We start from the raw sequence: 23060 nt of genomic DNA on the forward strand, positions 1-23060 counted from the left end.
AGGATGCCATCTCGTCCGGTGGGATGCGACCGGCAAGCGCCAAGCAGTACGCCCAGCACCTCAACCGAGGGATTCCGGATCCCGAGGAGTTCCGACCCGGCATCTGGTCGTTCGCCATCCCGTTCCTGCCCGGCGTCCCCTACACGCTGTGCTACGTCATCGAGGACTCCGCTAACGGATTTCATGTCATAGATCCAGGCGCGGATACACCGTCCAACCGTGATCGTCTGAAAATGAATCTGTCGTCGATAGGGGCCGATCTTGGTGATATTCGTTCGGTCGCAGTCACCCACCTGCATCGTGACCACCTTGGCCTCGCTGCATGGTTGATTGACCAGAACGATCTCGCTCTTCAACTCCACGTCGACGATGAGGAAGATCTGATCAGCGGTGCGTCCAATGCACGCTATTCCGATGATCTGGAGGCATTGGGGCTGCGTTGGGGGGTCCCTGAGAACGAGCGCAAGCGACTGCACACGGGAAGCGCAACTGCGGGGGCCAGCCCGATTCCGGCTCGCATCCGCCCGCTCGATGACGGTGAGGTGCTGCCGATTCCCGGCCGGACCGTTCGTGTTCTGCACACTCCCGGGCACACCCGCGGTCATGTCTGCTTTTCGCTGCCCGACGAGGGGTTGCTCCTGAGCGGCGACCATGTCCTGCCACACCTGAACCCTGGGATAGGCCGTGGTGGCCAGGGCGGGGAAAATCCAGTGGGGGAGTACCTCTTTTCACTGGACCGACTGGCGCAGCACGACGACGGCGAGACGGCACCGGGACACGGTTATCGCTTCTTCGATCTCGGTGCGCGCAGGACGCGAATCAGAGATCATGTGCTCCGTCGTGCCGGCGAGGTCGCCCAAGCACTGAAATCCACGCCACAGGCCACCACATGGGGGCTCGCGTCATCTCTCTCGTGGGGCGGGGGCTGGACAAATCTTTCCGCCACTCGTCTTCAGTCAGCACTCGCGCAAACTGAGATGTATGTCGAGTTCGTTGGTGCCTTGCCCATGGGACTCCATTTGCCCTAGGGGCTCACGCTGCCGGAGGTGTTCAGCGCTGGAGGAGCCCGTTGCGTCGTAGCCAGGATTCGATGTCCGGTCCTGAGTCCCGGACCCGCTCGCCCCGGATGGCGAGTCCTTCACCGATGATCGCGCCACGACAGGATTGGGCGTAGTCCCTTTTTGTGGTTCCGAGCCCGCTCATTGCATGGGTGGTGACCGCGTGGACGGTTTTGCCGGCGAAGTCGTGGCTCTCGGCGAACGTGGTCATGATCATGGGTGCCCGGACGTTCCAGATGCCGCTGGCGAGCAGCACCGTGTCGTACTGCTCGATGGAGGGCAGTGGGCCTGAGATGGCCGGGCGGGCGTTCTCGTTCTGTTCCTGGACATTGCGCGCGACAGTGGCGTCGTAGTTCACGGAATACGGCTCGGCCGGGTCGACGCGGTGTACGTCGCAGGTGATGAGTGCGCTGAGCATGCCGGCCAGCACTTCGGTATTGCCGACGTCAAGGTGAACGCGTCCGCCGTCGTGGTAGTTCTCCCCGGCGCGTGAGAAGTAAGCGAGCAGAACCCGCGCGCCATTGCCGCCGGGCACGGGCGTGGTCTGGGCAGGCTGCGTTTCTCTTTGGGGGGTCATGGTGTTGTTCGGCGCTCCTGTACTGCAGCTTGCCGTTCCGGCGGCGATCATCGCAGCGCCGAGACCCGTCACGGCCGAACGCAGGACGATGCGCCGGCCAATGGCTTGCAGCTTCGTCGGCATGGTGGTCTCCCGGATCGGTTCCTCGCGTTCCCGCGGCCGGGGCGGCCGCGGGAACGCAAGGAAGGATGGGTTAGTTGATCCTGCGTCCGCCCAGCCAGCTGACCATGGCGGGATCGCGGTGGTCGAAGAAGAGGCTGGCACCGTTGTCCAGGGTGGCGATCAGGTTCATCTGCTCGCCCGTGAGGGCGAAGTCGAAGACGTCGAGGTTCTGGGCCATGCGTTCCGGCCGCACCGACTTGGGGATGACGACCACTTCGCGCTGGATGAGCCAACGGAGCACCACCTGGGCGACGGACTTGCCGTGCGCTTCGGCGATGGCGCTGAGGAGCGGGTTGGTGAACAGCTCGTTGCGGCCTTCGGCGAATGGCCCCCAGGACTCGATCTGGACGCCGCGTTCGCGCATCAATGCCTGGTCGGCGGCGCGCTGGTGGAAGGGGTGGGTCTCGATCTGGTTGACGGCCGGGGCGATCTCGTTGTGGTCGATGAGGTCCACGAGCCGGTCGGGGTGGAAGTTCGAGACACCGATCGCGCGGGCGAGGCCGTCCTTGTGGAGTTCCTGCATGGCGCGCCATTCGCTGTAGTAGTCCCCGAGCGGCTGGTGGATCAGGTACAGGTCGAGGTAGTCCAGTCCGAGGCGGTTCAGTGAGTTGTCGAAAGCGCGCTTGGTGTCGTCCTGGACGCTGCCGGTGGGGGCGTGCTGGATCCAGAGTTTGGTGGTGATGAATAGTTCGTCGCGGGCGATGCCGCTCGCCTTGATCGCGGCGCCGACGGCGGCCTCGTTCAGGTAGGAGGCGGCGGTGTCGAGGTGGCGGTAACCGGCGGCGAGGGCGGCCTCGACGGCGGCCTGGGTTTCCTCGTCGGGGATCTGGAAGACGCCGAAGCCGAGGATCGGCATTTCGACGCCGTTGTTAAGGGTGACGCTCTTCATGACAGACATGGGTCCTTACGTGCAGGGAAACTGAACAGATTCAAGTCAACCAGTCCGTGCGTGCGCGTGGGAGGACCTGTTGTGCGGTGTACTGGCAGTTCCTGTTAGGGCCGGTCCGGGCGTCGTCGCTCACAAACCGGACTGGCGAAAAGTGTACTGACAGTGACTCCCACGCGAGGTGGGACTGACGTACCGTCGGTTCTATGAACTACAGCAACGATGTCCGCGAGTTTTTGACGACCCGGCGGGCGCGAATTACCCCCGCCAAGGCCGGGCTCCCTACGTTTGCAGGCACTCGCCGAGTAGCGGGGCTGAAGCGGGAGGAGGTGGCAATGCTCGCGGGGATGAGTACCGAATACTATGCCCGGCTCGAACGGGGCAATCTCCGCGGCGTGTCCGAGCCGGTCCTGGAATCTCTAGCCTCTGCGCTGCAGCTCGATGAAGCTGAACGAACGCACTTGTTTAACCTGGCCCGGGCGGCGATGGCCGCATCACGACCGGCGCGTACCCGAAAGCCTCGCACAGAGCTGCGCCCGAGCATTGAAGGGGTGCTACGCGGGATGTCTGGCACTCCAGCCTATGTCCGCAACGCACGGATGGACATCGTTGCTGCGAACAGCCTCTGCTTCGCGCTCTATGCAGGCGTCCTTGAACCCGAGACATTACCCGTCAATCTGGCTCGATTTGTGTTTCTCGATCCGAGATCGCATGACTTCTTCGTTAAATGGGATTCCATTGCCGATGACCTCGCATCTTCGCTGCGAGTGAGATCCGGGAAGAGCCCAACCGACTCCGCACTGAAGTCCCTCGTGGGTGAGCTCATAACAGGGAGCCAAGACTTCGCAACGCGCTGGGCTAGACACGACGTGCGATTCCATCGCACCGCACGGAAGGTTTTGAGGAACCCGGTTGTCGGGGAGATCGAACTTACTGGCGATTCCCTCGAACTGCCCGGAGAAGACCTGACGATTGTCGTTTATACCGCCGAGCCGGGAAGCCGTGACCAAGAAAAGCTCGATTTCTTGGCCAGCTGGAGCTCGGACCAGCGTGCCGCCGGTAAGTCGGGTGCTGCTGACCAGTCTGTGGAGTCCGAGGCCAGGAAGTCCTCCCAGGACCATTGACCTAACCGCGCTCCAAGAACCTCATCTGTGCTGCAGGGCGCTCCCGCCGGAAGAGTATATTGTGGGAAAATAGGGTTGGACGCGGCCCGCGGGGTCGAAGGGCAGATCGCCGGCATACGGCAACGGGAGCAAATGTGTATACGGCCAACAACGGCGAGGGACCGCCCGAGACCCTCGTGGCCTATGCGAGCCGGCGGATCCAGACCGCGATCGCACAAGGAGAATATGCGCCTGGTTCTCGCCTATCACCTCGAACTATTGCGAAAGCTCTGGGCATTTCCCACATACCCGTGCGGGAAGCGCTTGCGTCGCTGGCAGCCCGGGGATATGTCGATCATTTGCGGGCCAACGGATACTTTACGACTAATCTCACCCAAGGTGATCTTGAGGACATCTATCACTGGCGTCGGATCCTCGAGCGTGAGGCCTATCTCATGGCTGTCCCGAAGCTGACTGAAGACGACATCTCTAAAATGCGCGCACTGTTGGACGAGATGGGCAAGAAGACTGCGCCCGAAGACCGTCTGCGATACCTGGAATTGAACCGGCAGTTTCACTTTGTAGCTTTCGAGCGCACGGGCTCGACGCGATTGCTCCACTTCCTGAACTACCTGTGGGATGCTCGGGAGCCCTACGCTGCAGTCGGACTCGTTGACAGCACCACCGGATACAAAGACCATTTCCGTCTCATGCCACACTTTGAGCAGCGCAACGCGCAGGGCGTGATTGAGGCTATGGAAGGGCACCGGGAGTTCCTCGTGAAGCGGAGGGCGGCCGTTTCGGAAGGTGACCAGCCTGAGGAGTCCGGCGAATATTTGAAAAAGGTCTGACGCGTCCAAAAGACCCGTTTCACTTCGGAAGTTGATAATCGGCATTGTCGACGAAGGCCCCGGTGAGTTTATGACAAAACTCACCGGGGCCCTCATGAATCCGCTCAGGAGGCGTCGACCCGTGCTCCCGGGCCAGTGGAGTCCGAGGAGTCGACGGGAATAAGTCCCCGCTCGCGGAGTACCCCTTCTGCCACCTTGAAGGCTTCGCCGGCTGCCGGGAGCCCGCAATATACTGCGGTGTGGAGGAGGATCTCCTGGATTTCCTCGGGAGTGCACCCGTTGTTGAGCGCCCCCTGCAGGTGGTGCTTGAGTTGCGCGGGACGATTTAGGGCCGTCAGGATGGCAAGGTTCAAGATGCTCCTGAGCTTCTTGTCGATCCCGTCACGTCCCCATACTCGACCGAAGCAAACCTCATCGGAATAGTCCTGGAGGGGAGCATTAAAGGCATTTCGCTGCTCGTCCCTTTGGTCCAGATAGGGGGCGCCCATCAAGTCGACGAGGATTTGACGTCCGGTATCCCGTTCGTTCACGTGATTCTCCAATGTATTCGTGATGTTTTTGCGATCTGGTATCTAGTCTCAAATTAAGGATCGACGTTGGCTTTACGGATCGAGAGTAAGAACCTCTTGGATCACTTCCTGGGACACGCTGATTTCGACGCCGGCACGTTCATTCTGCAGGGACATTGGGGATCGTGAGTCTCGTGCACCCCACCCCCTGTCCAAGGCCTCTTGATAGTCCTTGTATGCGGCTTCGATGCATCTCATGGGCACATTCATCGAATTGGCAAGTTCAAGCGCCAGACCAATGTCTTTGTTGACAAGCGTGACCGTGAAAGTGGGCGGATCATAGTTTCCGTTCAGGTACTTTTCCATCCGATCGAATGTCCGTGTTCGGCCGATGGCCCCGTTCCGGAGCGCCTTCCAGAGCGCGGACGGCTCCACACCCGATTTGACTGCCATGGAAAAGACTTCTGCTGTGACGATGCGGATCGCTGCGCTGGCAGCATTATGGGCCAGTTTGGTGCTTGTTCCGGTGCCGATGTCTCCCATGTACATCACCTCGTCTCCTAGAGCTTTCAGGAGATGAAGGTGCTGTTCGAATGTCGTGGAGTCACCGCCGACATAGATCGCGAGCTTGCCGCTGCTCGCTCCGGCGGGTCCGCCACTCACTGGCGCATCGAGGAAAGAAACGCCGACGGCGCGGCAGGCCTCGAAGACCTTGTGCAGTGTCGCGGGCGAATTCGTCGACATATCGAACCACACAGAGCCTTGCTGCATTGAAGCCAAGAGCCCATCTTCGCCGAGTCCGACGGCCTCCATCTCGCGAGGGCCCGGCAATGAGGTGAAAATCACGCTCGCCTCGCGACCGATCTCCGCAACCGAATCTGCCCATCGGGCCCCGCGCTCAATAAGCTCGTTTGCTGCCTCTTTCCGGACATCGTGAACTAGGAGCTCATGACCCGTCGAGAGCAGGTTGTGTGCCATGCCTTTGCCCATGGCTCCCAGGCCGATAAAGCCCAGCTTCAATTCATTTTCCATTTTGTAATACCTCGACTACGTGTCCTTGTTGGGCTGATGATTGCTTTTGATGGGGTGGAGACGCGCTGAAAATGCGCACCGACCTTGCGTGCGCCGGTTGTCACCCATGCACTGACTGGTACTCAAGGAACTCTTCGATCCCATGTCTTCCCATCTCCCGGCCGATGCCGGAGAGCTTGAAGCCTCCGTGGGGAGCCCGCATGTCGATGGGAGTTCCGTTGATGCGTACTCTTCCGGTTCGAATCCGTCCCGCCACCTCGCGGGCACGAGCCGGGTCTGCCGCCCAGACGGCGCCGGCAAGGCCGTAGCTGGAATCATTGGCGATGCTGATTGCCTCGTCTTCATTCGAATACGGAATGAAGACAACGACGGGTCCGAAGACCTCGTCCCTGGCGATTCGCGATTGATTGTCGCCAGTAAAGAGCGTCGGCTTGACGAAGAATCCACGCTCCAGCAGTTCAGGTTTTTCCGGACCGCCCGTGAGCAACCGGGTGCCGTCGTCGAGTCCACGCTGGATGTGGGAACGCACGCGGTCGCGCTGGTTCGCATTTGCGACGGGGCCGAGCGTTGTTGCCGGGTCGTAAGGGTCGCCCAATACATAGCTCTCAGCCTTGGCAACTGCGAGTTCTTCTGCTTCGCGCAACCTCGATTTCGGAACCAGAACTCGGGAGAGCGACCCGCAAACCTGGCCTGAGTTGCGGAAGGCGTCTTCGAGGCCCAGCGTGATCGCGTGCTCCAGGTCTGCATCCTCCAACACCAGGCTGGCCGATTTGCCTCCGAGTTCAAGCGCCACTCGCTTGATTGAACGACTCGCCAGCTCCATGACGCGTTGACCTGCACGCACGGATCCGGTCAGGGACACCATGTCCACGAGCGGATGGGAGGCAATAGCCTCGCCAACCTCAGGCCCATCCCCAGCGACGAGGTTGAACACTCCAGGCGGAAGTCCCGCCTCCGTTACCAGGTCGGCAAGAACGAAGGACGTGAGCGGGGCGACTTCGCTGCCCTTCACGACGACGGTGCAGCCAGCCGCGATAGCTGCGCCGGCCTTGAGAACGACCGACCTGAGGGGACCGTTCCAAGCACCGATGGCTCCGACCACCCCTGCAGGAAGTCTTTGCACCACGGAGGTTGAAGACCTGATGGGTTCTCTCCACACGATGTCCCGGAGCGAGTCCGCGTAGTTTCGGAGATCTGCAATCGGAGTGGCGGTCTGGGCATTGCCGGTCTGCGCTAGCGGCTGGCCAATCTCGGAGACGATCGTCCGCGTAATGTCGTCGGCTCGCTCCTCGATCAGGTCCGCGAGTTTGCGCAGGACATGAGCTCGCTCTTCGATGGAGGAACGCGACCACTCCTGAAAGGCGTCGGCAGCTGCACTTGCGGCATGGTCGACGTCGACCGCTGTTCCGCGAGGAACGGTGGCGATTACTTCCTCCGTGACAGGATTGACGACGTCAATTGAATCCGTCGCGGTGGAGTCAATCCACTGTCCGTTCACGAAAATCTGGGTATGTTTTAGCATTTCTCTCTTCCAAGTGGGTTGGGACGAGTTCCCGTCCATTGCTATCCCGGCACGGGCTGTGCCATCTAGATCCGCGGGAACACTCGCGTTGACATGTGTAGATGTTGAGAGTGTCTCTCAGTTCTTCACGTCGGTGTCTACGCGGTCAAGCTCATAATTTCGCGTTTCTTTGAGCGCAACAATGCAAAGCAAGCTGAGCAGGCAGACGAATGCCAGCAAGAAGCCAAAGGCGAGGCTGCCCCAGCGTTCAATGATGATCGGAGCAATAATGGGCGGAAGCGCGCCGCCGATCATTGCGGCGACGCTGTACGAGATCCCTGCAGCCGTGTAGCGGTAACGCGTGTGGAAGAGCTCCGACAAGAAGGCTCCGACAGGGCCGGTAACGACCCCGGATATGAGTGACGTCAGAGGCATGCCGATCGCGAAGGCCCATCCCGTCTTCATGTCGAGAATGGGGAACAGCGCGAGAGTCCATACCGTACCTGCCGCAGCGCCGACGATCATCACCTTTCGACGCCCGATGCGATCGGACCACGCGCTGCCGATGAGAATTCCGACCCCGGTCATGAGTCCTCCGACCGTCGCAATCGCGAGGACGAATGTTTGATCCATGCCCAGGGTCTTAGAGCCATAGGAGGTCAGATAGGGTCCGCCGACGTAGACGAGGGCCATAAGGCAAATCATGGATCCTATGGCGAGGAAGATTTGGCGGCTCTGCACACGGAAGGCTTCAAGGAACGGCGCGCGGGATCGTGTGCCGCGGGCCTGTTGCGAGATAAAGACCGGGGTTTCGCTGACTCTAAGACGCACCCACAGGCCGAGAAGAACCAAGACTGCGCTGGTGAGGAACGGGATTCTCCAGCCCCAGGCCACAAACGCCTGCGGGCTCATCGTGAGGCTGGTCAGCAGGAAGGTGAGGTTCGTCAAGATGATGGCCCCGCTGCCGCCCAGGTTGGGCGCTGCGGACCACAAACCCCTCGACGCCTTAGGAGAATGCTCGGAAACAAAGAGGACCGCCCCCGCATACTCACCGCCGGCGGCAATACCCTGGAAAATCCTAAGCGCGGTGAGAAGGAGCGGCGCCACTACCCCTATCTGCGACGCCGTAGGCAGAAGACCTACAAGGAATGTCGAGATTCCCATCATCAGCATCGTCGCCACCAGGCTGCGCTTACGGCCGAGGATGTCTCCGAAGTGACCGAAGATGATGCTTCCAAGCGGTCGTGCCGCAAAAGCTACGCCAAAGGTCGCGAAAGAGGCCACAGTGCCAGCGGCCGGACCCAGCGCCGGAAAGAACACCTGCGGAAACACGAGCGCCGCGGCGGTTCCATAGATACCGAAATCGTAAAACTCAATAACCGTCCCGATGAAGCTGGCGAACAGCACCCGCCCTCTACCCTGACGGGCTTTGGGCGTTGCTGTGGTTTCGGATGAGCTAAGTTGGTCCACCCCAAGGTGATCGGACATGTCTTCTCCATTGAAGGTCGGTGGTTGAGCAGACTCAGTGCGTCTTCAGTGGCGCATCAGGGAACGCTCTCATTCACTTAGGAAGCGAAGGGGCCTGTATCGGGATTTGCCGATGTACCGTTCGGACCTTCCGCCGAGGCGGGCGATCCGATAACAACGCAGTGGCAGCGGGGGATGGCCTGCAGCGGGTTTCGGCGGTGGCCGATCCTGTCTGTTTCCTTCCTGAAAATCGCGAAGGCTGCCAGGCCATTGGCTTGACTGACCTTCCCAGAGTATACTCTCTACCGCTGTGGTGCAAGTCACAGAATGCGAGTAATTCCGTCTCCCTTGATGAGGGAAGGCGTAACGTTTGATCCATCAGGAGGATTGCGTGCTTGAGAGCGTTGCTTCGAATTCCAGACCCTTCGTTCTCCTCCATGGAGGCCGGCATGGCGGGTGGTGCTGGGGGCCGGTCGCGAGCCGCCTTCGACGGCGGGGGTTCGACGTCCTGACGCCGACTTTGACAGGTCTGGGTGACCGTTCGCATCTCCTCGATCCCTCGATCGGGCTGGATACCCACGTTCAGGATCTGGTCGCGACATTCGAGTATGAAGACCTGACCGACTCGATCCTGGTGGCGCACAGCTACGGCGGTGTCGTGGCAAGCGCTGCGATGGAGAAGATCGCCGATCGTGTGAGGTTCATGGTCTACGTGGATGCACTCATCCCTCGTGCGGGCGAAAGCGTTTTTGATCTAGTTGGTCCCCAGCGGGCTGCAGCGATTGAAGAAAACGCTCGCAACCACGGTCACGGCTGGACGGTTCCAGTGTCTGATGCCTCCTATTACGGGATAACAGACCCGGACATCATTGCTTGGGTGAATTCCAAGCTGACGCCGCAGCCGATTAAGACCTACCGGGATCCAGTGGGCTCCACTGAGCGCGCCTGGTCGCATCCGGGAATGTTCGTCGAATGCCTGCCGACGAGAGCGGAGCCCTTCGTCCTGGACAGGGCGCGGGATCGCAGTGTCCGGGATGAAAAGTTTTGGTACCGGACCTTGGAGGGCACCCACGAGGCGCCGCTCACCAATCCGGACGGCACGCTTGAGATTTTGCTGGAGGCGGCGCGGATCGCCGATTCCCTCTAGATCTCGAGTGGTGCGGCGGGGCTCCTGGCTCTCGGGAATGGTCGGCCGCGTTCGGCCGCCGCCTCCAATCCTGGGACGAACATCGCCTGACTTCCGGAGTGACAATGATATGATCGCAATCATGAACAGTGGTTCGTAAATACGAACGGAGTGATGATGGCAAACATATACCGGGTCCACGCCAGTAGGCAGTGGGAAGACTCGTCCCAGGCGTCTCGGTCCAAGGAAGCTTGGGGGAACGGGCTCTCGACCTCGGTCGCCGGCCCATTGCCGGTTAGGAGTGGCAGATGACGGGCGACACCCGCCGCTGGTCGGGCGATGTCCTCTACTGGCTGGCAATCGCAGCATCGATCGTTTTCCTAGCTTGGATCCTCAGCATTGTTCAGGCGCCTTCTCCGCCCCTTTTCGCGGGTCTCATCACAGGTGTGTTTGCGGCTGTCGGCCTGCGAACACCAAAGCCGTTTCCGCGCGGCCTACGCAAACTCTCCCTCGCCCTGGTCGGCGTTGGCGCCGGGGCGATGGTCGATCGTGCTGTTGTGGCCGAAGTCGTTCAGAGGCCGCTGGTTATGCTGGCCGGTGTGGCGGGCACTATTGCAATCACCTTGGCGGCTGGCCAAGTTCTTCGTTTTTCACGTCATGTAGATGGTCCGACCGCCATGCTGGCCTCGATCGCAGGCGGGGCTTCAGGCGTGAGTGCCGTTGCAAAGGAGATGGACGCGGACGAGGGGATCGTGCTATCGATCCAGTACCTGCGTGTCGTCGTCGTTGTGCTCTCGGTGCCGTTTGTCTCTGTGCTGCTTGGGGCGGGCAGCCCGGGTCAAGTGGCAGCAGCGTCCATGGGCGACTGGTCGGGCTTGGGGTTCACCGCCCTCGCCGTCTCGGCGGGACTGATCATGGCACGATATCTCCGGTTCAGCGCATCGAGCCTGATCCTGCCAATGGCTGTTGCCGTCGTCCTCTCCCTGACTCAGTTGATGCCCAGTTCAACAGTTCCCCCGTCAGTGCTCAATTTCGCCTACGGGCTGATCGGTCTCGCGGTAGGCCTTTCGCTGACGCGTTCATCCCTGCGACGCCTCGCCACCCTTATGCCGCTCGCTCTGATTCAACTGGTGATCGGTGTCGTCGGGTGTGCGCTCGCCGGGATCGTTTTCGCCAGAAGTGTCGGGATCTCAGACTTGGACGGTTACCTCGCGACGAGCCCCGGCGGGATCCCGGTTGTCGTAGCCGTGGCGATGGGCTCAGGCGCCGACGTGGGCTTGGTGCTTACCATGCAGATTCTTCGCCTTGTCGCTGCACTCATGATGGCGCCCCTCGTGGCGAGGTATTTGCGTAATCGAAACCGCAGCCTCATAGATGATGATGAGGCGTCTTGACCTCAAACGGAGCCTCCGTCTCCGTGGCCGGCAAGCCACGGAGACGGAATGTCGGAATCGGCTGATGCGGTTATCGGTTGGCTTGGGCGTGCGCGTCTTCGTAGTCCTGGTTGTTGACGGGTTCAAGCCAGGTGGCGCTCTCCCCGTTGTCGTGCTCGACCAAAGCCAGGTGGCACATCATGTTGTCCTGGGTGGCGCCGTGCCAGTGTTCCTCGCCGGGCGGCGTGTGGACCGTGTCTCCTGCGCGCATGAGGATCACGCTGCCGTCCCGGGTAGCAACGAACCCGATGCCGTCGGTGCAGTGCAGGGTCTGGCCAAGGGGATGGGAATGCCAGTTCGTACGGGCGCCAGGGGTGAAGCGGACCAGCGCCGCCACGAGACGCGAGGGCGCCTCGCCGTTGTGGAGGGAGTTGAGGTAGACGTCTCCCGTGAACCTCTCCGTTGGGGCTTTGGCCGTTGGGGTAGGGGGTATAAGTTTCATCGTGTCTTCCTGTAGCAGTTTCGGTCTGGTTAGTTCATGGTCTTTGCTGCTGTCCCGACTGCGCCCTCCGACCCTCAGGCGCGTTCGTTAATACCCTGCCTGCTTAGCGTGCCGTAGCGGCAAGGACGCGACGACGAGCACCAAGAGAAGGACGGCGGTGGCGCCGAGTCCGGTGCGGAGACCGTCCATGAAGTTTTGCCCGGCCAGTACGGCACCGAAGACGGCGACCCCGAGCGCGCCGCCAACCTGGCGTGCGGTGTTGATGACTCCGCTGGCGGTCCCCGCCCGTTCTGCCGGTACATGGTCCATGATGAGGGCAATGATCGGGGGAACCGTGAAGGAACCGCCAACGCCGACCGGGACCATGAGGAGCGCGACGAGGAGGGTCGGAGAATCCGTGGGGAGCAAGCAAAGTCCAGCCAGGCCCAGGGCCATGACTAGTTGGCCCGCCACGATCACTGCAATGCGTCCGAAACGGTTCACGAGCCGTGCTGCAAGGGGAACGAGGAGGGCAACCAGTCCGCTCATAGGCAAGAAGAGAAGTCCGGTCCCCAGCGCGGTGACCCCGCGTTGCTGTTGAAAATAAAGGCTTTGGAGGAAGACGACGCCGTAGAACGCGGCCATTGTGACGCCGGCAATGATCAGCGCGGTGGAAACTGTGCGAGAGCGGAACAGGTCAAGCGGGAGCATCGGGTGCCGGCCCCGGGCTTGCGCCACCACGAAGACTGCCACCGATATGACGCACACCGCGAACGTGGAGAGGATCGCGGGGCTTCCGTAGCCCAGTTCCGCGCCCTCGATGATGCCGTAGGTCAAGCTTGCAAGCGCCAGTACGGCCGTGGTCTGCCCGAACCAATCGAAGGGCCGCGGGCGCCGGGGTGAGGGAGCAACGCGGGAGAGCAGGACGAGAGCTGCCACGCCGACCGGAAGATTGACAAAGAAGATCAGTCTCCAGTCGATCTGCGTGAGGACTCCTCCAAGCACGGGCCCGGCAGCAGCGGCGACCGAACCGCCCAAGCCCCAGTAAACTATGGCCCTGCCGCGACGCGCAGGATCGTGGTACGCCTCACGAATGAGCGCGAGGGAAGTGGGGGTAATCATTGCCGCCCCGATGCCCTGCAGCACGCGGCCGGCGATGAGTGCCGGGAGGCTGGGGCTGAACCCGCACGCCACAGAAGCCACGCTGAACACGATCATGCCAATACCGTAGGCCCGGCGGGCTCCGACGCGGTCGGAGAAGCTCCCTGCGAACAGTTGCAACGCGGAAAACATCAGGGTGTAGCCGGTGACTATCCACTGCAGGCCAGAAAGGCCGCCTCCAAGGTCATTCCGGATCTCCGGCAGGGCAACGTTGACGATCTGGGCGTCCAGGGCGACGACGAAGAACCCCAGCATGGCAACAGCCAGAGATGCGCGCGGCGGGGCGACGGCCACCGGAGGAGGTTTGATGATGGTCACGGATACCGTGTCCTTTCAGGAAGGAATTCTGAACACACTTAAGAAGACCAGCTACCGCCTGCGTGTGGGAGTACCTGGTGTGCGGTGTACTGGCAGTTCCTGTTAGGACCGGTTGTGGCGTCTTAGCGTAGAAGCCATGGACAACAGCAAAAGCGTCCGCGAGTTCCTTATGAGCAGGCGGTCTCGCATCACACCAGCCGAGGCCGGGATCTCCCCATGCGGAGGCTCCAGGAGGGTCTCCGGACTCAAACGTGAGGAAGTCGCGATACTTGTTGGCGTCAGCCGGGACTACTACGCCCGCCTTGAACGTGGAAACTTGAGCGGGGTTTCCGAATCCGTTCTTGAATCGATCGCCCGAATCCTTCGGCTCGACGAGGCTGAACGTGCCCATTTGTTCTACTTGGCCAAGACCGCCGCAAGGCCGCGGGCGGCAGGGGCACGTCGGGCACGGGCAGAAGTGCGCCCGAGTGTCGAGCGGATCCTAGCTGGAATCACAGGCGCACCTGCCTACCTCCGTAACGCCCGGATGGACGTCGTGGCCGCGAACAGCCTTTGCTTCGCCCTGTACATGGACATCCTTAGACCCAGTGGCTTGCCTCTCAATCTCGCCCGATTCGTTTTCCTCGACCACAGGTCGAGGGATTTCTTCGTTGATTGGGACACAATCGCCGAAGATCTCGCGACGGCCCTCCGCGTCCAAGCGGGACGTAGCCCCCATGACCGTGCCCTCAACAGCCTCATCGGCGACCTTGCCACGGGAAGCTCGGAGTTCTCAGTTCGCTGGGCCCGAAACAGCGTCCGCCCCTACCGCATGGCACGCAAGGCAATGAGCAACCCGCTTGTCGGCGACATCGAACTCACTTGCGACGCACTCGAGCTTCCCGGCGAGGGCCTGACCTTGATCGCTTACACGGCTGAACCAGGCAGCCACGCCCAAGAACAGCTGGACTTCCTCGCCAGCTGGAGCGCCACCCATCCGGCGTCCGTCGCACCCAATCCCGACGATCTCGCGCACCGGAAGGACCTGCCTAACTGAAAGACGCCGGCGTCCCGCAAATGTGTACTCCAAGTGCCTCCTTCGCCGGAATGGAGCGGAGTAACGTCGGCAACAATCGAGTGCCCAGAATGAAAGGAACCCTCCATGCGAGCAGTAATTTGCGGCGGTCCCCGCGACATCACCCTTGGCGAACGGCCCGATCCGAAACTGCAGAACCCGTCAGATGCCATCGTGCGCGTGCTGCTTGGTTGCGTCTGCGGCTCTGATTTGTGGTATTACCGGGGCGAATCTCCGCACGCACTTGGACCTATCGGGCACGAATTTATCGGCATCGTCGACGAGGTCGGCGCCGATGTCCGGAGCGTCTCGAAAGGGGACCTTGTGATTGCCCCGTTTACCTTTTGCGATGGCACTTGCGCGAACTGCTTGGCAGGGTGGCCCTCCAACTGTCTTAATGGTGGCTCGTTCGGCAATCACGGTTTTGACGGCGGGCAGGGCGAGGCTGTCAGGGTCCCTTTCGCCGATGCGACACTCGTTAGCGTCCCGGGCGACGGACACTCCGACGAGATGCTCGCATCGTTCCTAGCGCTCTCCGATGTGATGTGCATCGGCCACCACGCAGCCGTCAGCGGTGGGGTGAAACAGGGGCATACCGTGGCGGTCGTGGGGGGATGGAGCCGTCGGACTTTGCGCCGTGATCGCCGCCAAGCGGCTCGGCGCCGAACGCATCATCTCCCTCAGCCGCAACCCCGCGCGCCAAGCCCTCGCCAAGGAATTCGGGGCAACCGACGTTATTCCCGAAAGAGGTGACGACGCGACTGAGAGGATCATGGAGATGACCCAGGGGATCGGCGTCGACGCCGCCCTGGAGTGCGTAGGGACCGGGCCGTCCATGGAGACCGCGTTCAGCATCGCTCGTGTCGGATCCGTTGTGGGGGCAGTCGGCGCGCCGCATGACGTCGTCGTGCCCATCAACACGGTCATCTTCCGCAACGTGGGTCTGCGCGGCGGCGTCGCCCCAGTCCGCCGCTACATCCCGGAACTCCTTGGCGACGTTCTCGAGGGTCGGATCAATCCGGGACGGGTCTTTGATTACGTCACTGATCTTGATCACATCGCCGACGCCTATCAGGCGATGGACGAACGTCGCGCGGTTAAAACCCTCCTGCGCGGCGGTATGTGATACCGGCAATTCGTCCAGCCGGGTACGACCCGCGAACCACAATTTCCAGAAAGAAGGATTGAACGTGAATGTGACCCTCAACAATGGTGTGGAAATGCCCGCCCTCGGTTTCGGTGTCTTCCAGACGCCCCCCGACGTGACGGAGTCCTCCGTTACCGAAGCACTGCGCGTGGGCTACCGCCTCATCGACACAGCAGCGTCCTACTTCAACGAACGAGAAGTCGGCGATGGCATCCGCCGCTCTGAGATCGACCGGTCCGAGATCTTCATTGAAACGAAAGTCTGGATTAGCGACTACGGCTATGACGAGACGCTCCATGCCTTCGACAAGAGTGCCGGAAAGCTCGGGGTGGAGCAGATTGACCTGTTGCTCCTGCATCAGCCCGTTCCGACTCAGTTCGACAAGACTGTGGAGGCGTACCGCGCCTTGGAAACGCTCCTCGCGGGCGGTCGCGTCCGGGCCATCGGCGTCAGCAACTTCATGCCGGAACACCTCGCAACGCTCCTCGATCGGTCCACCGTCGTCCCGTCGGTGAACCAAGTCGAGCTGCACCCATACTTCACGCAGCCTGACGTCCAAGAAGCGAACGCCCGCCATGGGATCCTCACGCAGGCGTGGTCGCCGATGGGCGGGATCACCGACTACCGTGGGACCGGCCAGAGCACGTTCGACGACCCGGTGATCGCACGGATCGCTGCCGAGCACGGCAAGACACCAGCGCAGGTCATGTTGCGGTGGCACCTCCAAGAGGGGCGTTCCGCGATCCCGAAGTCGGTCAAGCCCGAACGGATCACCGCGAACTTCGATGTGTTTGACTTCGAACTCACCGATGATCAGGTCACAACCATCGATGGGCTCAACACCGGTCTGCGAGGTGGCCCGGAACCAGAAACAGTGACCCCGGAGGCATTCGCGCGGGAGATACCCGAAGCCTGAAAAGCTCTCCAGTCCGGCAGTTTCCCACGCACTCCGGTTCAGCAGTCTCCGAGATGGTGGTGAATCCACCGTCAATCAGGACGTTGGTGCCGGTGACCGTCGTTGCGTCTTCGCCGGCCAAGTAAGCGGAGAGTGGCGCCACTTCCTCGGGCTGTGCGAATCGGCCGATCTGGATTTCCCGTTTGGCTTTCTCGCCCTTTTCCCCTGCCCAGGCCCTTTCCCGAGGGGATTTCCTCGGGGATACAGCGTCAACCGTGATGCCCTTTGGCTCCCATTCGAGCGAAAGGACGTGTGTCAGTCCGACGATCGCGGCTTTGGAGGCGCAATAGGCAGCGTGCTGGTCGAGTCCGATGACCGCCGCCTGGGATGCCAGGTTGATGATGCGGCCGTGTCCGGCGTCGATCATGACGCGGCCGACCGCCTGGGCCATGTAGAAGCTGGCGCTGAGGTTGACGTCCAGCGTCGCCTGGCAGCGGGTCGACGCCGACCACACGTGTCCGGCGCGAGGCCAAGTGGTGCGCGACGGCATATCCGATTTGGACCTTGTCGGCCGAGGGGCTGCTGTGCGGGGTCTCTATTCCGCTCCGTCGGCCTCGCATTTGAGTCCAATCTGTCGGCGGATCTCGTCCATCGCGGCCATGACCGCGGCGCTCTCTCCAGGGGGGGGATTGGACGGGCCCTGCTGTTGCACCGCTTCGGATCAAACGTTCCATTTCGGCAGCCTGGAATTGCATTCCTCTGCCGTTCACGGAATGCCCAAACGTCTCCAGTACCTCTCCATCGACGCCATAACGCGTGAAACCGGTTGCCTCGTACCAATTCGAACCGAGGTCGATCCATCCTTCGGTTCCGATAATCGCGGCTCGGTTGGCTGCGCTAGCGTCTAATGCGCAGTCCAGAAGCGCCTGCTGTCCATCTGGGTATTCAAGAATCACAGCTGTTTGTCGATCTACACCGCTTGCGGTCATTGAGCCGCTTGCCCGAATGCTTGCCGGGACGCCTAGGACGCCGAAAGCGAAGGAGACCGGGTAGATTCCGAGGTCCAGCAGCGCTCCGCCGCCCAGTGCAAGGTTGTTCAGCCGATGCGAAGGATCCTTTGGAAGGTTCATGTTGAGGCTGGCGATAACTTTGCGGACCTCGCCGAGTTCCCCCTCGTTGATGATTTCGCGCAGCCGGACCATGTGAGGTAGAAAGCGGCTCCACATGGCTTCCAGTGCCACCAGCTCCTTGGCTTCTGCCAATTCAACAACGTCCTGGGCTTGCCGGGCGTTTATCGTGAAGGGTTTCTCGACCATCACATGCTTGCCGGCATTCAGTGCCAGTAGTGCGTGGGCATGATGGAAAGTGTGCGGCGTGGCAACGTAAATAACATCGACGTTGGGGTCAGATGCCAGTGCTTCGTAGCCTTCGTGGGCGGTTGGAATCCCAAATTTATCGCAGAACGCGCGACTCGATTCCAGCGAACGGGAGCCGACGGCTTGGATGGTAAAGCCGTTCGCTATCAAGTCCTGTGTCTGTACAGTCGCGATGAATCCTGTGCCGAGGATTCCCCAACGAATCTGTTGTTCTGGCACGGTGCCATAAGGCCGGTCGGTCATGGTTGGGTTTCTTCGTCCGTTGCATTTTGGCTGAGGTGATTGATCCGGATGTTCCGCCACCGGCACTGTGCTCCGACGCCCCAGCGGGCTTCGCCGAACATGGCGTCGTTGTCGTGGACCTCGAGCGCAATGTGTCCGCTGTCGCCGAGCACATCAAAGACCGCGTCGGGATCGTAGTTGGGCGAGTGCAAGGTGGCGGTGTCCAGCTCGGCGATCCTGAGCCCGTTGATCCAGGTGGTGATGACGGGCATGGCGCCCACGCAACGGACACGGAGTTCGTTCCAGTCATCGCAGCGCCACACGTTCAGGAAATCGTCGACGTCGGCGGCGTAGCTGAGCCGGGCGCGCTTCTCTTCCGTCACTGGCTCCACCGACGTGGCCGGGTCATCGGCCTTGAGGCCTATTGCTTGGCCGGCGTCGTCATGGATGACGTCGATCGCGAACGGAACCGCCGAGAAGCTCGCGAGCCCGTTGCCGAAGAAGCCGCCGATGCCGCCGGAGGGGCGGTGGTCCACGAGGACCTGGAATCCTTCCCAGCTGTCCCGTTGGCGCCGGAGCATGACGCCGGTGTCCGCGGGCCAATCGGGTCGCATTTCAAGGACCAGCTCGAAGTCCCCGAAGGCCTGGTCACTGACAAGGTAGCCGCCGTAGCCGCTCCCGGGAGCGTCCTGCTCGCCGATCAGGACGCCGTCCTCGACCTTCCAGCGGGCAGGATGCTTTTCCGGCTCTACGGGGCGCTGAAGTCCCAGGCTGTCGAAGTGCTCGAGGACGCTCGGTCCGCCGGGGTACACCGAACCGTAAATGCGGGGCGCGGTGTGCCACCCGGCCAGGCTGACGCCGTCGAACAGCGGCACGAACCCGTCGTCGTCGGGCGTTTCGGAGAGTGTCATGTGCGGATCCATTTCGTTCGTAGTTTGAGGTTTTTGAGGGTTTGACGGCGCTGCAAAGGGGCATCGGGTGGTCCATGCCGACGTCTTCCCAGTTAAGGGGTCGCCGCGGAATGACCCTCCCGGATGATCCTCGTTACAGGGTGGACGGGTATGCGATGAACGCGAACCGTTTGCCATCCGGCGCCCAGCTGTTGCAGTTCATGGTGCCCTGTCCGCCGAACAGCGTTACGACGGTTCGGGGCTCGCCTCCGTCGGCGGGCAGCATGCGCAGTTCCACGTCCATGTCGGCGGGGTGACTGATGGTGCCGGGCGGGTAGCTGATGTACACGAACTCCCTGCCGTCAGGTGTGAAGTGCGGGAACCAGTTGATCCGTTCGTCGAAGGTCAGCTGTTGCCGCTCCGTGCCGTCGGGCCGCATCCGGAAGATCTGGGCGTGCCCCTTGACGGCGGCGACCTCTTCGGAGTTGTAGTAGATCCATTTTCCGTCGCGGGAGTACTCCGGGCCGTCGTAATCGTTGACCCCTTCCGTTACCTGGGTTTCCGGACCACCGGCCGCGGGGATGGTCGCGAGATTGCGTCGTGCGCGCGGCTCGTCGCCCTCGGGCTCGACTGACACGTAAGCGAGTGTCTGCTCGTCCGGCGAGATGCCGTGCAGCCAATAACTGTATCGCTGCTGCTCCGGGTGCACGTTTGACACCCTACGCACGTCGCCCCCTGCGAGGCTTACACAGTACAGGTGGCCGAGAGCGCTGAAGTACACGCGCTCCCCGTCGGGCGAGAGCACATGATCATTGTTCACGCCCCCGACATCGCCGATGTCGATCAATTCGAGGTCACCAGTTCCGTCGGCGACCATCCTGAAGAGCTTCCCCTCACTGTTGACAACCAGCCACCGGCCATCGGGTGTCCAGTTGGGGGACTGGACGAGCTGCTTCGACTGGTACACGAGTGTTTCGGTGCCCGCTTCGACGTCGGCGATGATGAGCTGGCTCACCTGATTCGGTTGCATGTCGTCCCGGCCCGGGTATCGAGCTGTCTTAAGGCCACGGGAGTTGGTTGATGAAATCATTCGTGCTTCCTTCGTTCAGTCGTTCGGTGCCTTGGAGTGAGGCCACTAGATTTGTCTCCGGAGTCCCGCTTCTGGGCATCGGTTTTAGGTCAGTGCCGACATTTATCCGGCGATGTCGCTGGGATTCAGCGGCCGACGACGGTGAGCGTGCTCTTGTTGTTCGCTGATTCTTCGATGGCTCCCAGCACGCGCTGGACCTGCAGCCCGTCCTCGAAGGACTGCGATAGCTGGCTACCCTCACGTATGGCCAGCAGAAAGTCCCGGATCTGGTGCGTGAAAGTGTGTTCCCAGCCGATGACGTGGCCCTGCGGCCACCAGGCATCCATGTAGGGGTGGTCGGGTTCGGTAACCAGGATCCGGCGGAAGCCCTGCTCGCGCACGGGGGCGGCGGTGTCGAGGAAACTCAGTGCGTTCAGGTTTTCGAGGTCAAAGGTGAGGGCCCCGAGGGTGCCGTATACCTCGATCTGCAGGCTGTTCTTCCGCCCTGTGGCGACGCGGGATGCCTCCACAGACGCGCCGATACCCCCTGTCAGCCCCAGCGTCGCCCAAACGGTATCGTCCACGGTGACTTCCTCACGGCCATCGGGCCCGGGCCGTTGCACGACAAATGTCCGCAGCACGCCGGTTGCCTCTGTCACACTCTGGCCGGTTAGGTGCTGGATCTGGTCGATGGCGTGGGAGGCGATGTCGCCCAACGCGCCGGATCCGGCGGTTTCCTTGCGTAATCGCCAGGTCATGGGGGAGTCGGGGTCTACGAGCCAGTCCTGCAGGTAGGCGGCGCGGACGTGCCGGACCGTGCCCAGCCGGCCCTCGGCGATCAGTTCCTTCGCCAGGCCCGGGGCCGGGACGCGGCGGTAGTTGAAGCCGATCATGGACTGGATGCCGCGCGCCCGGGCGGCGCGCGCGGCGCCGGTCATGGCTTCGGCCTCGGCCAGGGTGTTGGCGAGGGGTTTTTCCACGAGGACGTGCTTGCCCGTCCCCAGCGCGGCGATGGCGATTTCGGCGTGCATCCAGCCCGGCGCGCAGATGTCCACGATGTGGATGTCATCGCGTTCCAGGACCTGGCGCCAGTCCGTGGCGGACTCGGCCCAGCCGTACCTGGCCGCGGCCTCGGCGACCTGTCCGGCGTCCCGGCCCACGAGCACCTTCTGCTCGAAGGCCGGAACGTCGAAGAAGCTTCCCACGTTCCGCCACGCGTTCGAATGGGCTTTGCCCATGAACGCGTAGCCGATCATCGCCACGCCCAAGGGGACGGGGCGACTCACTAGACCTTGCCTGCCGTCACGAAGGCAAGGCTTTCGGCGATGCCTTCGAAGATGTCTCCGGCGTAGTCGTCGAACTCGACGACGCCCACTTCCAGGGACTTTGCGGCAGCAACGACGTCGAGCACCGGGATGGTGCCCTGGCCGGCCGGCAGCTGGGCCTTGGTGTCCGTGGTGCCGGGGCCGTCCTTGATGTGGATGAACTTCACGCGGTCACCGAGGCGGGCGAGCAGTTCCACCGGGTCCTGGCCACCGACAGATGCCCAGTAGGTGTCCACTTCCAGGACCAGTTCCGGGTCAAGGAGGCCTTCGAAGTACTCCAGGGCGGTCTGGCCCTCGACGGTGGACTCGAGTTCCCAGGCGTGGTTGTGGTAGCCGACGCGGATGCCGTATTCGGCGCCCTTCTTGGCCGCGGCGTTCAGCTTGGCCGCGGTGGCCTCGATGTCCTCGGCGTTCTGCCAGTGCTCGGCGGGCAGGTACGGGTCGATGACCGTGCTGATGCCGAGTTCCTTGGCGGCTGCGAAGATCTCGTCCTGGTCCTGGCTCAGCAGCGGCGCGTGGCCGGACGGGACGCTCAGCCCGTTCTCCTTCAGCGCAGCGCCCAGTTCCTTCGCCGTGGCCACGAAATTGTAGGGTTCAACTTGCGTGAAACCGATCTCGGCAACCTTCTTGATGGTGCCCGGCAGGTCTTCCTGCATGGCATTGCGCAGGGTGTACAGCTGGATGGAATATGACAATGGAGTGTCCTTAGGTACTGGAGGTACTGGCGTTTCAAATAATGATCGATTCGGGCCACCTCTTGGGTGGCTTCGTTTTCGGCGTCAGGGTTGGGATCGGGCCGTCCGTAGCGCTTCCATGGCAAGGTCGTGGTCTTCCCGGATGGATCCCACCAGGCCTGAGATGGCTATCGCACCGACGGTGATTCCGGCGACGATGATCGGCACGGCTCCGCCGGCAATGGCGAATTCACGTTGGTCGAGCCAGTCGGGGGTATGGCCGGAGAGCTGCTGTCGCAGGACGAACTCCAGGCTCGGGATCTCGTGGCGCATTGTCGTATTGAGCTTGCGCCGCACCCAGTCGTCGTGTTCGGCGGTGGTGCCGGCGAACGCGGCATGGAATACGCGCTGCGTTCCCCGGGACACGGCGACCACGATTGGCAGCTGGTCGCGTTCTGCCAGGGCCGCTGCGGCGGATCCGATCCTTCGCGCGTCAGCGTGGCCGAAATGCGGGAGGGTCCGCTCTGCAACTTCCCCTTGGATTTCGTCGAGCATCGCCTGCAGCTCGGCCTCGTTCTGCTCGGTCATGGTGCCACCGGATCCAGCCAGTTCGAGGGCTCGGGGACGAGTTCCTCGGCGGCTGACCAGAACTCCTCCGGAAGTTTGGTGTTGACGGATGTGAGGAGTGCCCCGATGCGCTCGGGTTTGCTGATGCCGACCACGGACATGTGGATGCGTGGATCGCGCAAGGAGAATTGGAGCGCCGCGGTGGCGAGATCGGTGCCCCATTCCTGGCACAGTGA

At 61.9% G+C, this 23060-nt stretch carries 22 protein-coding genes and 2 pseudogenes; 8 read left to right on the forward strand and 16 right to left on the reverse strand.

Annotation, left to right across the window (positions count from 1 at the left end; genetic code table 11):
- Window positions 1-23: 23 nt before the first annotated feature.
- Window positions 24-1028 carry an MBL fold metallo-hydrolase gene (locus KNN17_RS15760; protein ID WP_241709930.1) on the forward strand — a complete coding sequence of 335 codons (1005 nt, stop codon included), beginning with the start codon at window positions 24-26 and terminating at the stop codon, window positions 1026-1028.
- Between the two features lie 22 nt (window positions 1029-1050).
- On the opposite strand, the gene KNN17_RS15765 is transcribed toward KNN17_RS15760, so the two are convergent.
- Window positions 1051-1758: a flavodoxin gene (locus tag KNN17_RS15765; RefSeq protein ID WP_241709931.1), complete on the reverse strand. Its 708-nt coding sequence runs from the start codon at window positions 1756-1758 to the stop codon at window positions 1051-1053.
- 70 nt (window positions 1759-1828) lie between these two features.
- Window positions 1829-2686 carry an aldo/keto reductase gene (locus KNN17_RS15770; RefSeq protein ID WP_241709950.1) on the reverse strand — a complete coding sequence of 286 codons (858 nt, stop codon included), beginning with the start codon at window positions 2684-2686 and terminating at the stop codon, window positions 1829-1831.
- Between the two features lie 203 nt (window positions 2687-2889).
- Between KNN17_RS15770 and KNN17_RS15775 the strand changes: the two genes are divergently transcribed.
- Together KNN17_RS15775 and KNN17_RS15780 are read left to right on the forward strand one after the other, a co-directional pair.
- Complete coding sequence (locus KNN17_RS15775; protein WP_241709932.1) at window positions 2890-3807, forward strand: helix-turn-helix transcriptional regulator; 918 nt, start codon at window positions 2890-2892, stop codon at window positions 3805-3807.
- A 134-nt stretch (window positions 3808-3941) separates the two neighbouring features.
- On the forward strand, window positions 3942-4637 hold the full coding sequence (locus KNN17_RS15780) for a GntR family transcriptional regulator (RefSeq protein ID WP_241709933.1): 696 nt from the start codon (window positions 3942-3944) through the stop codon (window positions 4635-4637).
- Window positions 4638-4741: 104 nt separating this feature from the next.
- Here the strand turns inward: KNN17_RS15780 and KNN17_RS15785 are convergent, their stop codons facing one another.
- The 4 genes from KNN17_RS15785 to KNN17_RS15800 all read right to left on the reverse strand — a co-directional run bounded on the left by KNN17_RS15785 (window position 4742) and on the right by KNN17_RS15800 (window position 9167).
- Complete coding sequence (locus KNN17_RS15785; RefSeq protein WP_241709934.1) at window positions 4742-5167, reverse strand: carboxymuconolactone decarboxylase family protein; 426 nt, start codon at window positions 5165-5167, stop codon at window positions 4742-4744.
- A gap of 72 nt (window positions 5168-5239) precedes the next feature.
- Entirely contained in the window at window positions 5240-6178 is a 939-nt protein-coding gene (locus tag KNN17_RS15790; protein WP_241709935.1) for an NAD(P)-dependent oxidoreductase, read from the reverse strand.
- A 100-nt stretch (window positions 6179-6278) separates the two neighbouring features.
- Entirely contained in the window at window positions 6279-7700 is a 1422-nt protein-coding gene (locus KNN17_RS15795; RefSeq protein ID WP_241709936.1) for an aldehyde dehydrogenase family protein, read from the reverse strand.
- A gap of 117 nt (window positions 7701-7817) precedes the next feature.
- Window positions 7818-9167 carry an MFS transporter gene (locus KNN17_RS15800; protein ID WP_241709937.1) on the reverse strand — a complete coding sequence of 450 codons (1350 nt, stop codon included), beginning with the start codon at window positions 9165-9167 and terminating at the stop codon, window positions 7818-7820.
- A gap of 370 nt (window positions 9168-9537) precedes the next feature.
- Here KNN17_RS15800 and KNN17_RS15805 point away from each other — a divergent pair, with 370 nt between their 5' ends.
- A complete protein-coding gene (locus tag KNN17_RS15805) occupies window positions 9538-10293 on the forward strand; it encodes an alpha/beta fold hydrolase (protein WP_241709938.1) in 756 nt (251 codons plus the stop codon).
- A gap of 287 nt (window positions 10294-10580) precedes the next feature.
- On the forward strand, window positions 10581-11666 hold the full coding sequence (locus KNN17_RS15810) for an AbrB family transcriptional regulator (RefSeq protein ID WP_241709939.1): 1086 nt from the start codon (window positions 10581-10583) through the stop codon (window positions 11664-11666).
- Between the two features lie 70 nt (window positions 11667-11736).
- Here the strand turns inward: KNN17_RS15810 and KNN17_RS15815 are convergent, their stop codons facing one another.
- Together KNN17_RS15815 and KNN17_RS15820 are read right to left on the reverse strand one after the other, a co-directional pair.
- Entirely contained in the window at window positions 11737-12147 is a 411-nt protein-coding gene (locus KNN17_RS15815; RefSeq protein ID WP_241709940.1) for a (R)-mandelonitrile lyase, read from the reverse strand.
- 87 nt (window positions 12148-12234) lie between these two features.
- On the reverse strand, window positions 12235-13605 hold the full coding sequence (locus KNN17_RS15820; RefSeq protein ID WP_241709941.1) for an MFS transporter: 1371 nt from the start codon (window positions 13603-13605) through the stop codon (window positions 12235-12237).
- A gap of 136 nt (window positions 13606-13741) precedes the next feature.
- Here KNN17_RS15820 and KNN17_RS15825 point away from each other — a divergent pair, with 136 nt between their 5' ends.
- From KNN17_RS15825 to KNN17_RS15835, 3 genes and pseudogenes are all read left to right on the forward strand, one after another.
- Window positions 13742-14641 (forward strand): helix-turn-helix transcriptional regulator, encoded by a 900-nt coding sequence (locus KNN17_RS15825; protein ID WP_241709942.1) that lies wholly within the window; start codon window positions 13742-13744, stop codon window positions 14639-14641.
- A gap of 105 nt (window positions 14642-14746) precedes the next feature.
- Window positions 14747-15785: pseudogene (locus KNN17_RS15830) on the forward strand (zinc-dependent alcohol dehydrogenase family protein).
- Window positions 15786-15849: 64 nt separating this feature from the next.
- Window positions 15850-16722 carry an aldo/keto reductase gene (locus KNN17_RS15835; protein WP_308196825.1) on the forward strand — a complete coding sequence of 291 codons (873 nt, stop codon included), beginning with the start codon at window positions 15850-15852 and terminating at the stop codon, window positions 16720-16722.
- Here the strand turns inward: KNN17_RS15835 and KNN17_RS15840 are convergent.
- The 8 genes and pseudogenes from KNN17_RS15840 to KNN17_RS15875 all read right to left on the reverse strand — a co-directional run.
- Window positions 16643-17251 (reverse strand): SDR family oxidoreductase, encoded by a 609-nt coding sequence (locus KNN17_RS15840; protein ID WP_241709943.1) that lies wholly within the window; start codon window positions 17249-17251, stop codon window positions 16643-16645. The genes KNN17_RS15835 and KNN17_RS15840 overlap by 80 nt on opposite strands.
- 45 nt (window positions 17252-17296) lie before the next feature.
- Window positions 17297-18320, reverse strand: a pseudogene (locus tag KNN17_RS15845) (Gfo/Idh/MocA family protein).
- Window positions 18317-19210, reverse strand: coding sequence for a 3-keto-disaccharide hydrolase (locus KNN17_RS15850; RefSeq protein WP_241709944.1), 894 nt, complete (start codon window positions 19208-19210; stop codon window positions 18317-18319). Before KNN17_RS15850 ends, KNN17_RS15845 begins: the two are co-directional and overlap by 4 nt.
- Window positions 19211-19343: 133 nt before the next feature.
- A complete protein-coding gene (locus KNN17_RS15855; protein WP_241709945.1) occupies window positions 19344-20279 on the reverse strand; it encodes a TolB family protein in 936 nt (311 codons plus the stop codon).
- Window positions 20280-20404: 125 nt separating this feature from the next.
- Complete coding sequence (locus KNN17_RS15860) at window positions 20405-21514, reverse strand: Gfo/Idh/MocA family protein (RefSeq protein ID WP_241709952.1); 1110 nt, start codon at window positions 21512-21514, stop codon at window positions 20405-20407.
- A gap of 29 nt (window positions 21515-21543) precedes the next feature.
- A complete protein-coding gene (locus KNN17_RS15865; RefSeq protein ID WP_241709946.1) occupies window positions 21544-22278 on the reverse strand; it encodes a sugar phosphate isomerase/epimerase family protein in 735 nt (244 codons plus the stop codon).
- Between the two features lie 84 nt (window positions 22279-22362).
- Window positions 22363-22845: a heme-binding protein gene (locus KNN17_RS15870; protein ID WP_241709947.1), complete on the reverse strand. Its 483-nt coding sequence runs from the start codon at window positions 22843-22845 to the stop codon at window positions 22363-22365.
- On the reverse strand, window positions 22842-23060 hold a 219-nt coding region (locus KNN17_RS15875; RefSeq protein ID WP_241709948.1), incomplete at its 5' end, for an aldo/keto reductase. The genes KNN17_RS15870 and KNN17_RS15875, both read right to left, overlap by 4 nt.

Origin of the sequence: Arthrobacter bambusae, from assembly GCF_022606295.1 — a bacterium.
GTDB classification, from domain to species: Bacteria; Actinomycetota; Actinomycetes; order Actinomycetales; family Micrococcaceae; genus Arthrobacter; species Arthrobacter bambusae_A.

Excerpts from the sequence above, each read along its gene's own strand:
- KNN17_RS15760 (WP_241709930.1), top strand. The coding sequence starts at position 24 with ATGCGACCGGCAAGCGCCAAGCAGTACGCCCAGCACCTCAACCGAGGG.
- KNN17_RS15765 (WP_241709931.1), bottom strand. The coding sequence starts at position 1,758 with ATGCCGACGAAGCTGCAAGCCATTGGCCGGCGCATCGTCCTGCGTTCG.
- KNN17_RS15770 (WP_241709950.1), bottom strand. The coding sequence starts at position 2,686 with ATGAAGAGCGTCACCCTTAACAACGGCGTCGAAATGCCGATCCTCGGC.
- KNN17_RS15775 (WP_241709932.1), top strand. The coding sequence starts at position 2,890 with ATGAACTACAGCAACGATGTCCGCGAGTTTTTGACGACCCGGCGGGCG.
- KNN17_RS15790 (WP_241709935.1), bottom strand. The coding sequence starts at position 6,178 with ATGGAAAATGAATTGAAGCTGGGCTTTATCGGCCTGGGAGCCATGGGC.
- KNN17_RS15795 (WP_241709936.1), bottom strand. The coding sequence starts at position 7,700 with ATGCTAAAACATACCCAGATTTTCGTGAACGGACAGTGGATTGACTCC.
- KNN17_RS15800 (WP_241709937.1), bottom strand. The coding sequence starts at position 9,167 with ATGTCCGATCACCTTGGGGTGGACCAACTTAGCTCATCCGAAACCACA.
- KNN17_RS15810 (WP_241709939.1), top strand. The coding sequence starts at position 10,581 with ATGACGGGCGACACCCGCCGCTGGTCGGGCGATGTCCTCTACTGGCTG.
- KNN17_RS15815 (WP_241709940.1), bottom strand. The coding sequence starts at position 12,147 with ATGAAACTTATACCCCCTACCCCAACGGCCAAAGCCCCAACGGAGAGG.
- KNN17_RS15825 (WP_241709942.1), top strand. The coding sequence starts at position 13,742 with ATGGACAACAGCAAAAGCGTCCGCGAGTTCCTTATGAGCAGGCGGTCT.
- KNN17_RS15840 (WP_241709943.1), bottom strand. The coding sequence starts at position 17,251 with ATGCCGTCGCGCACCACTTGGCCTCGCGCCGGACACGTGTGGTCGGCG.
- KNN17_RS15850 (WP_241709944.1), bottom strand. The coding sequence starts at position 19,210 with ATGACACTCTCCGAAACGCCCGACGACGACGGGTTCGTGCCGCTGTTC.
- KNN17_RS15855 (WP_241709945.1), bottom strand. The coding sequence starts at position 20,279 with ATGATTTCATCAACCAACTCCCGTGGCCTTAAGACAGCTCGATACCCG.
- KNN17_RS15860 (WP_241709952.1), bottom strand. The coding sequence starts at position 21,514 with ATGATCGGCTACGCGTTCATGGGCAAAGCCCATTCGAACGCGTGGCGG.
- KNN17_RS15870 (WP_241709947.1), bottom strand. The coding sequence starts at position 22,845 with ATGACCGAGCAGAACGAGGCCGAGCTGCAGGCGATGCTCGACGAAATC.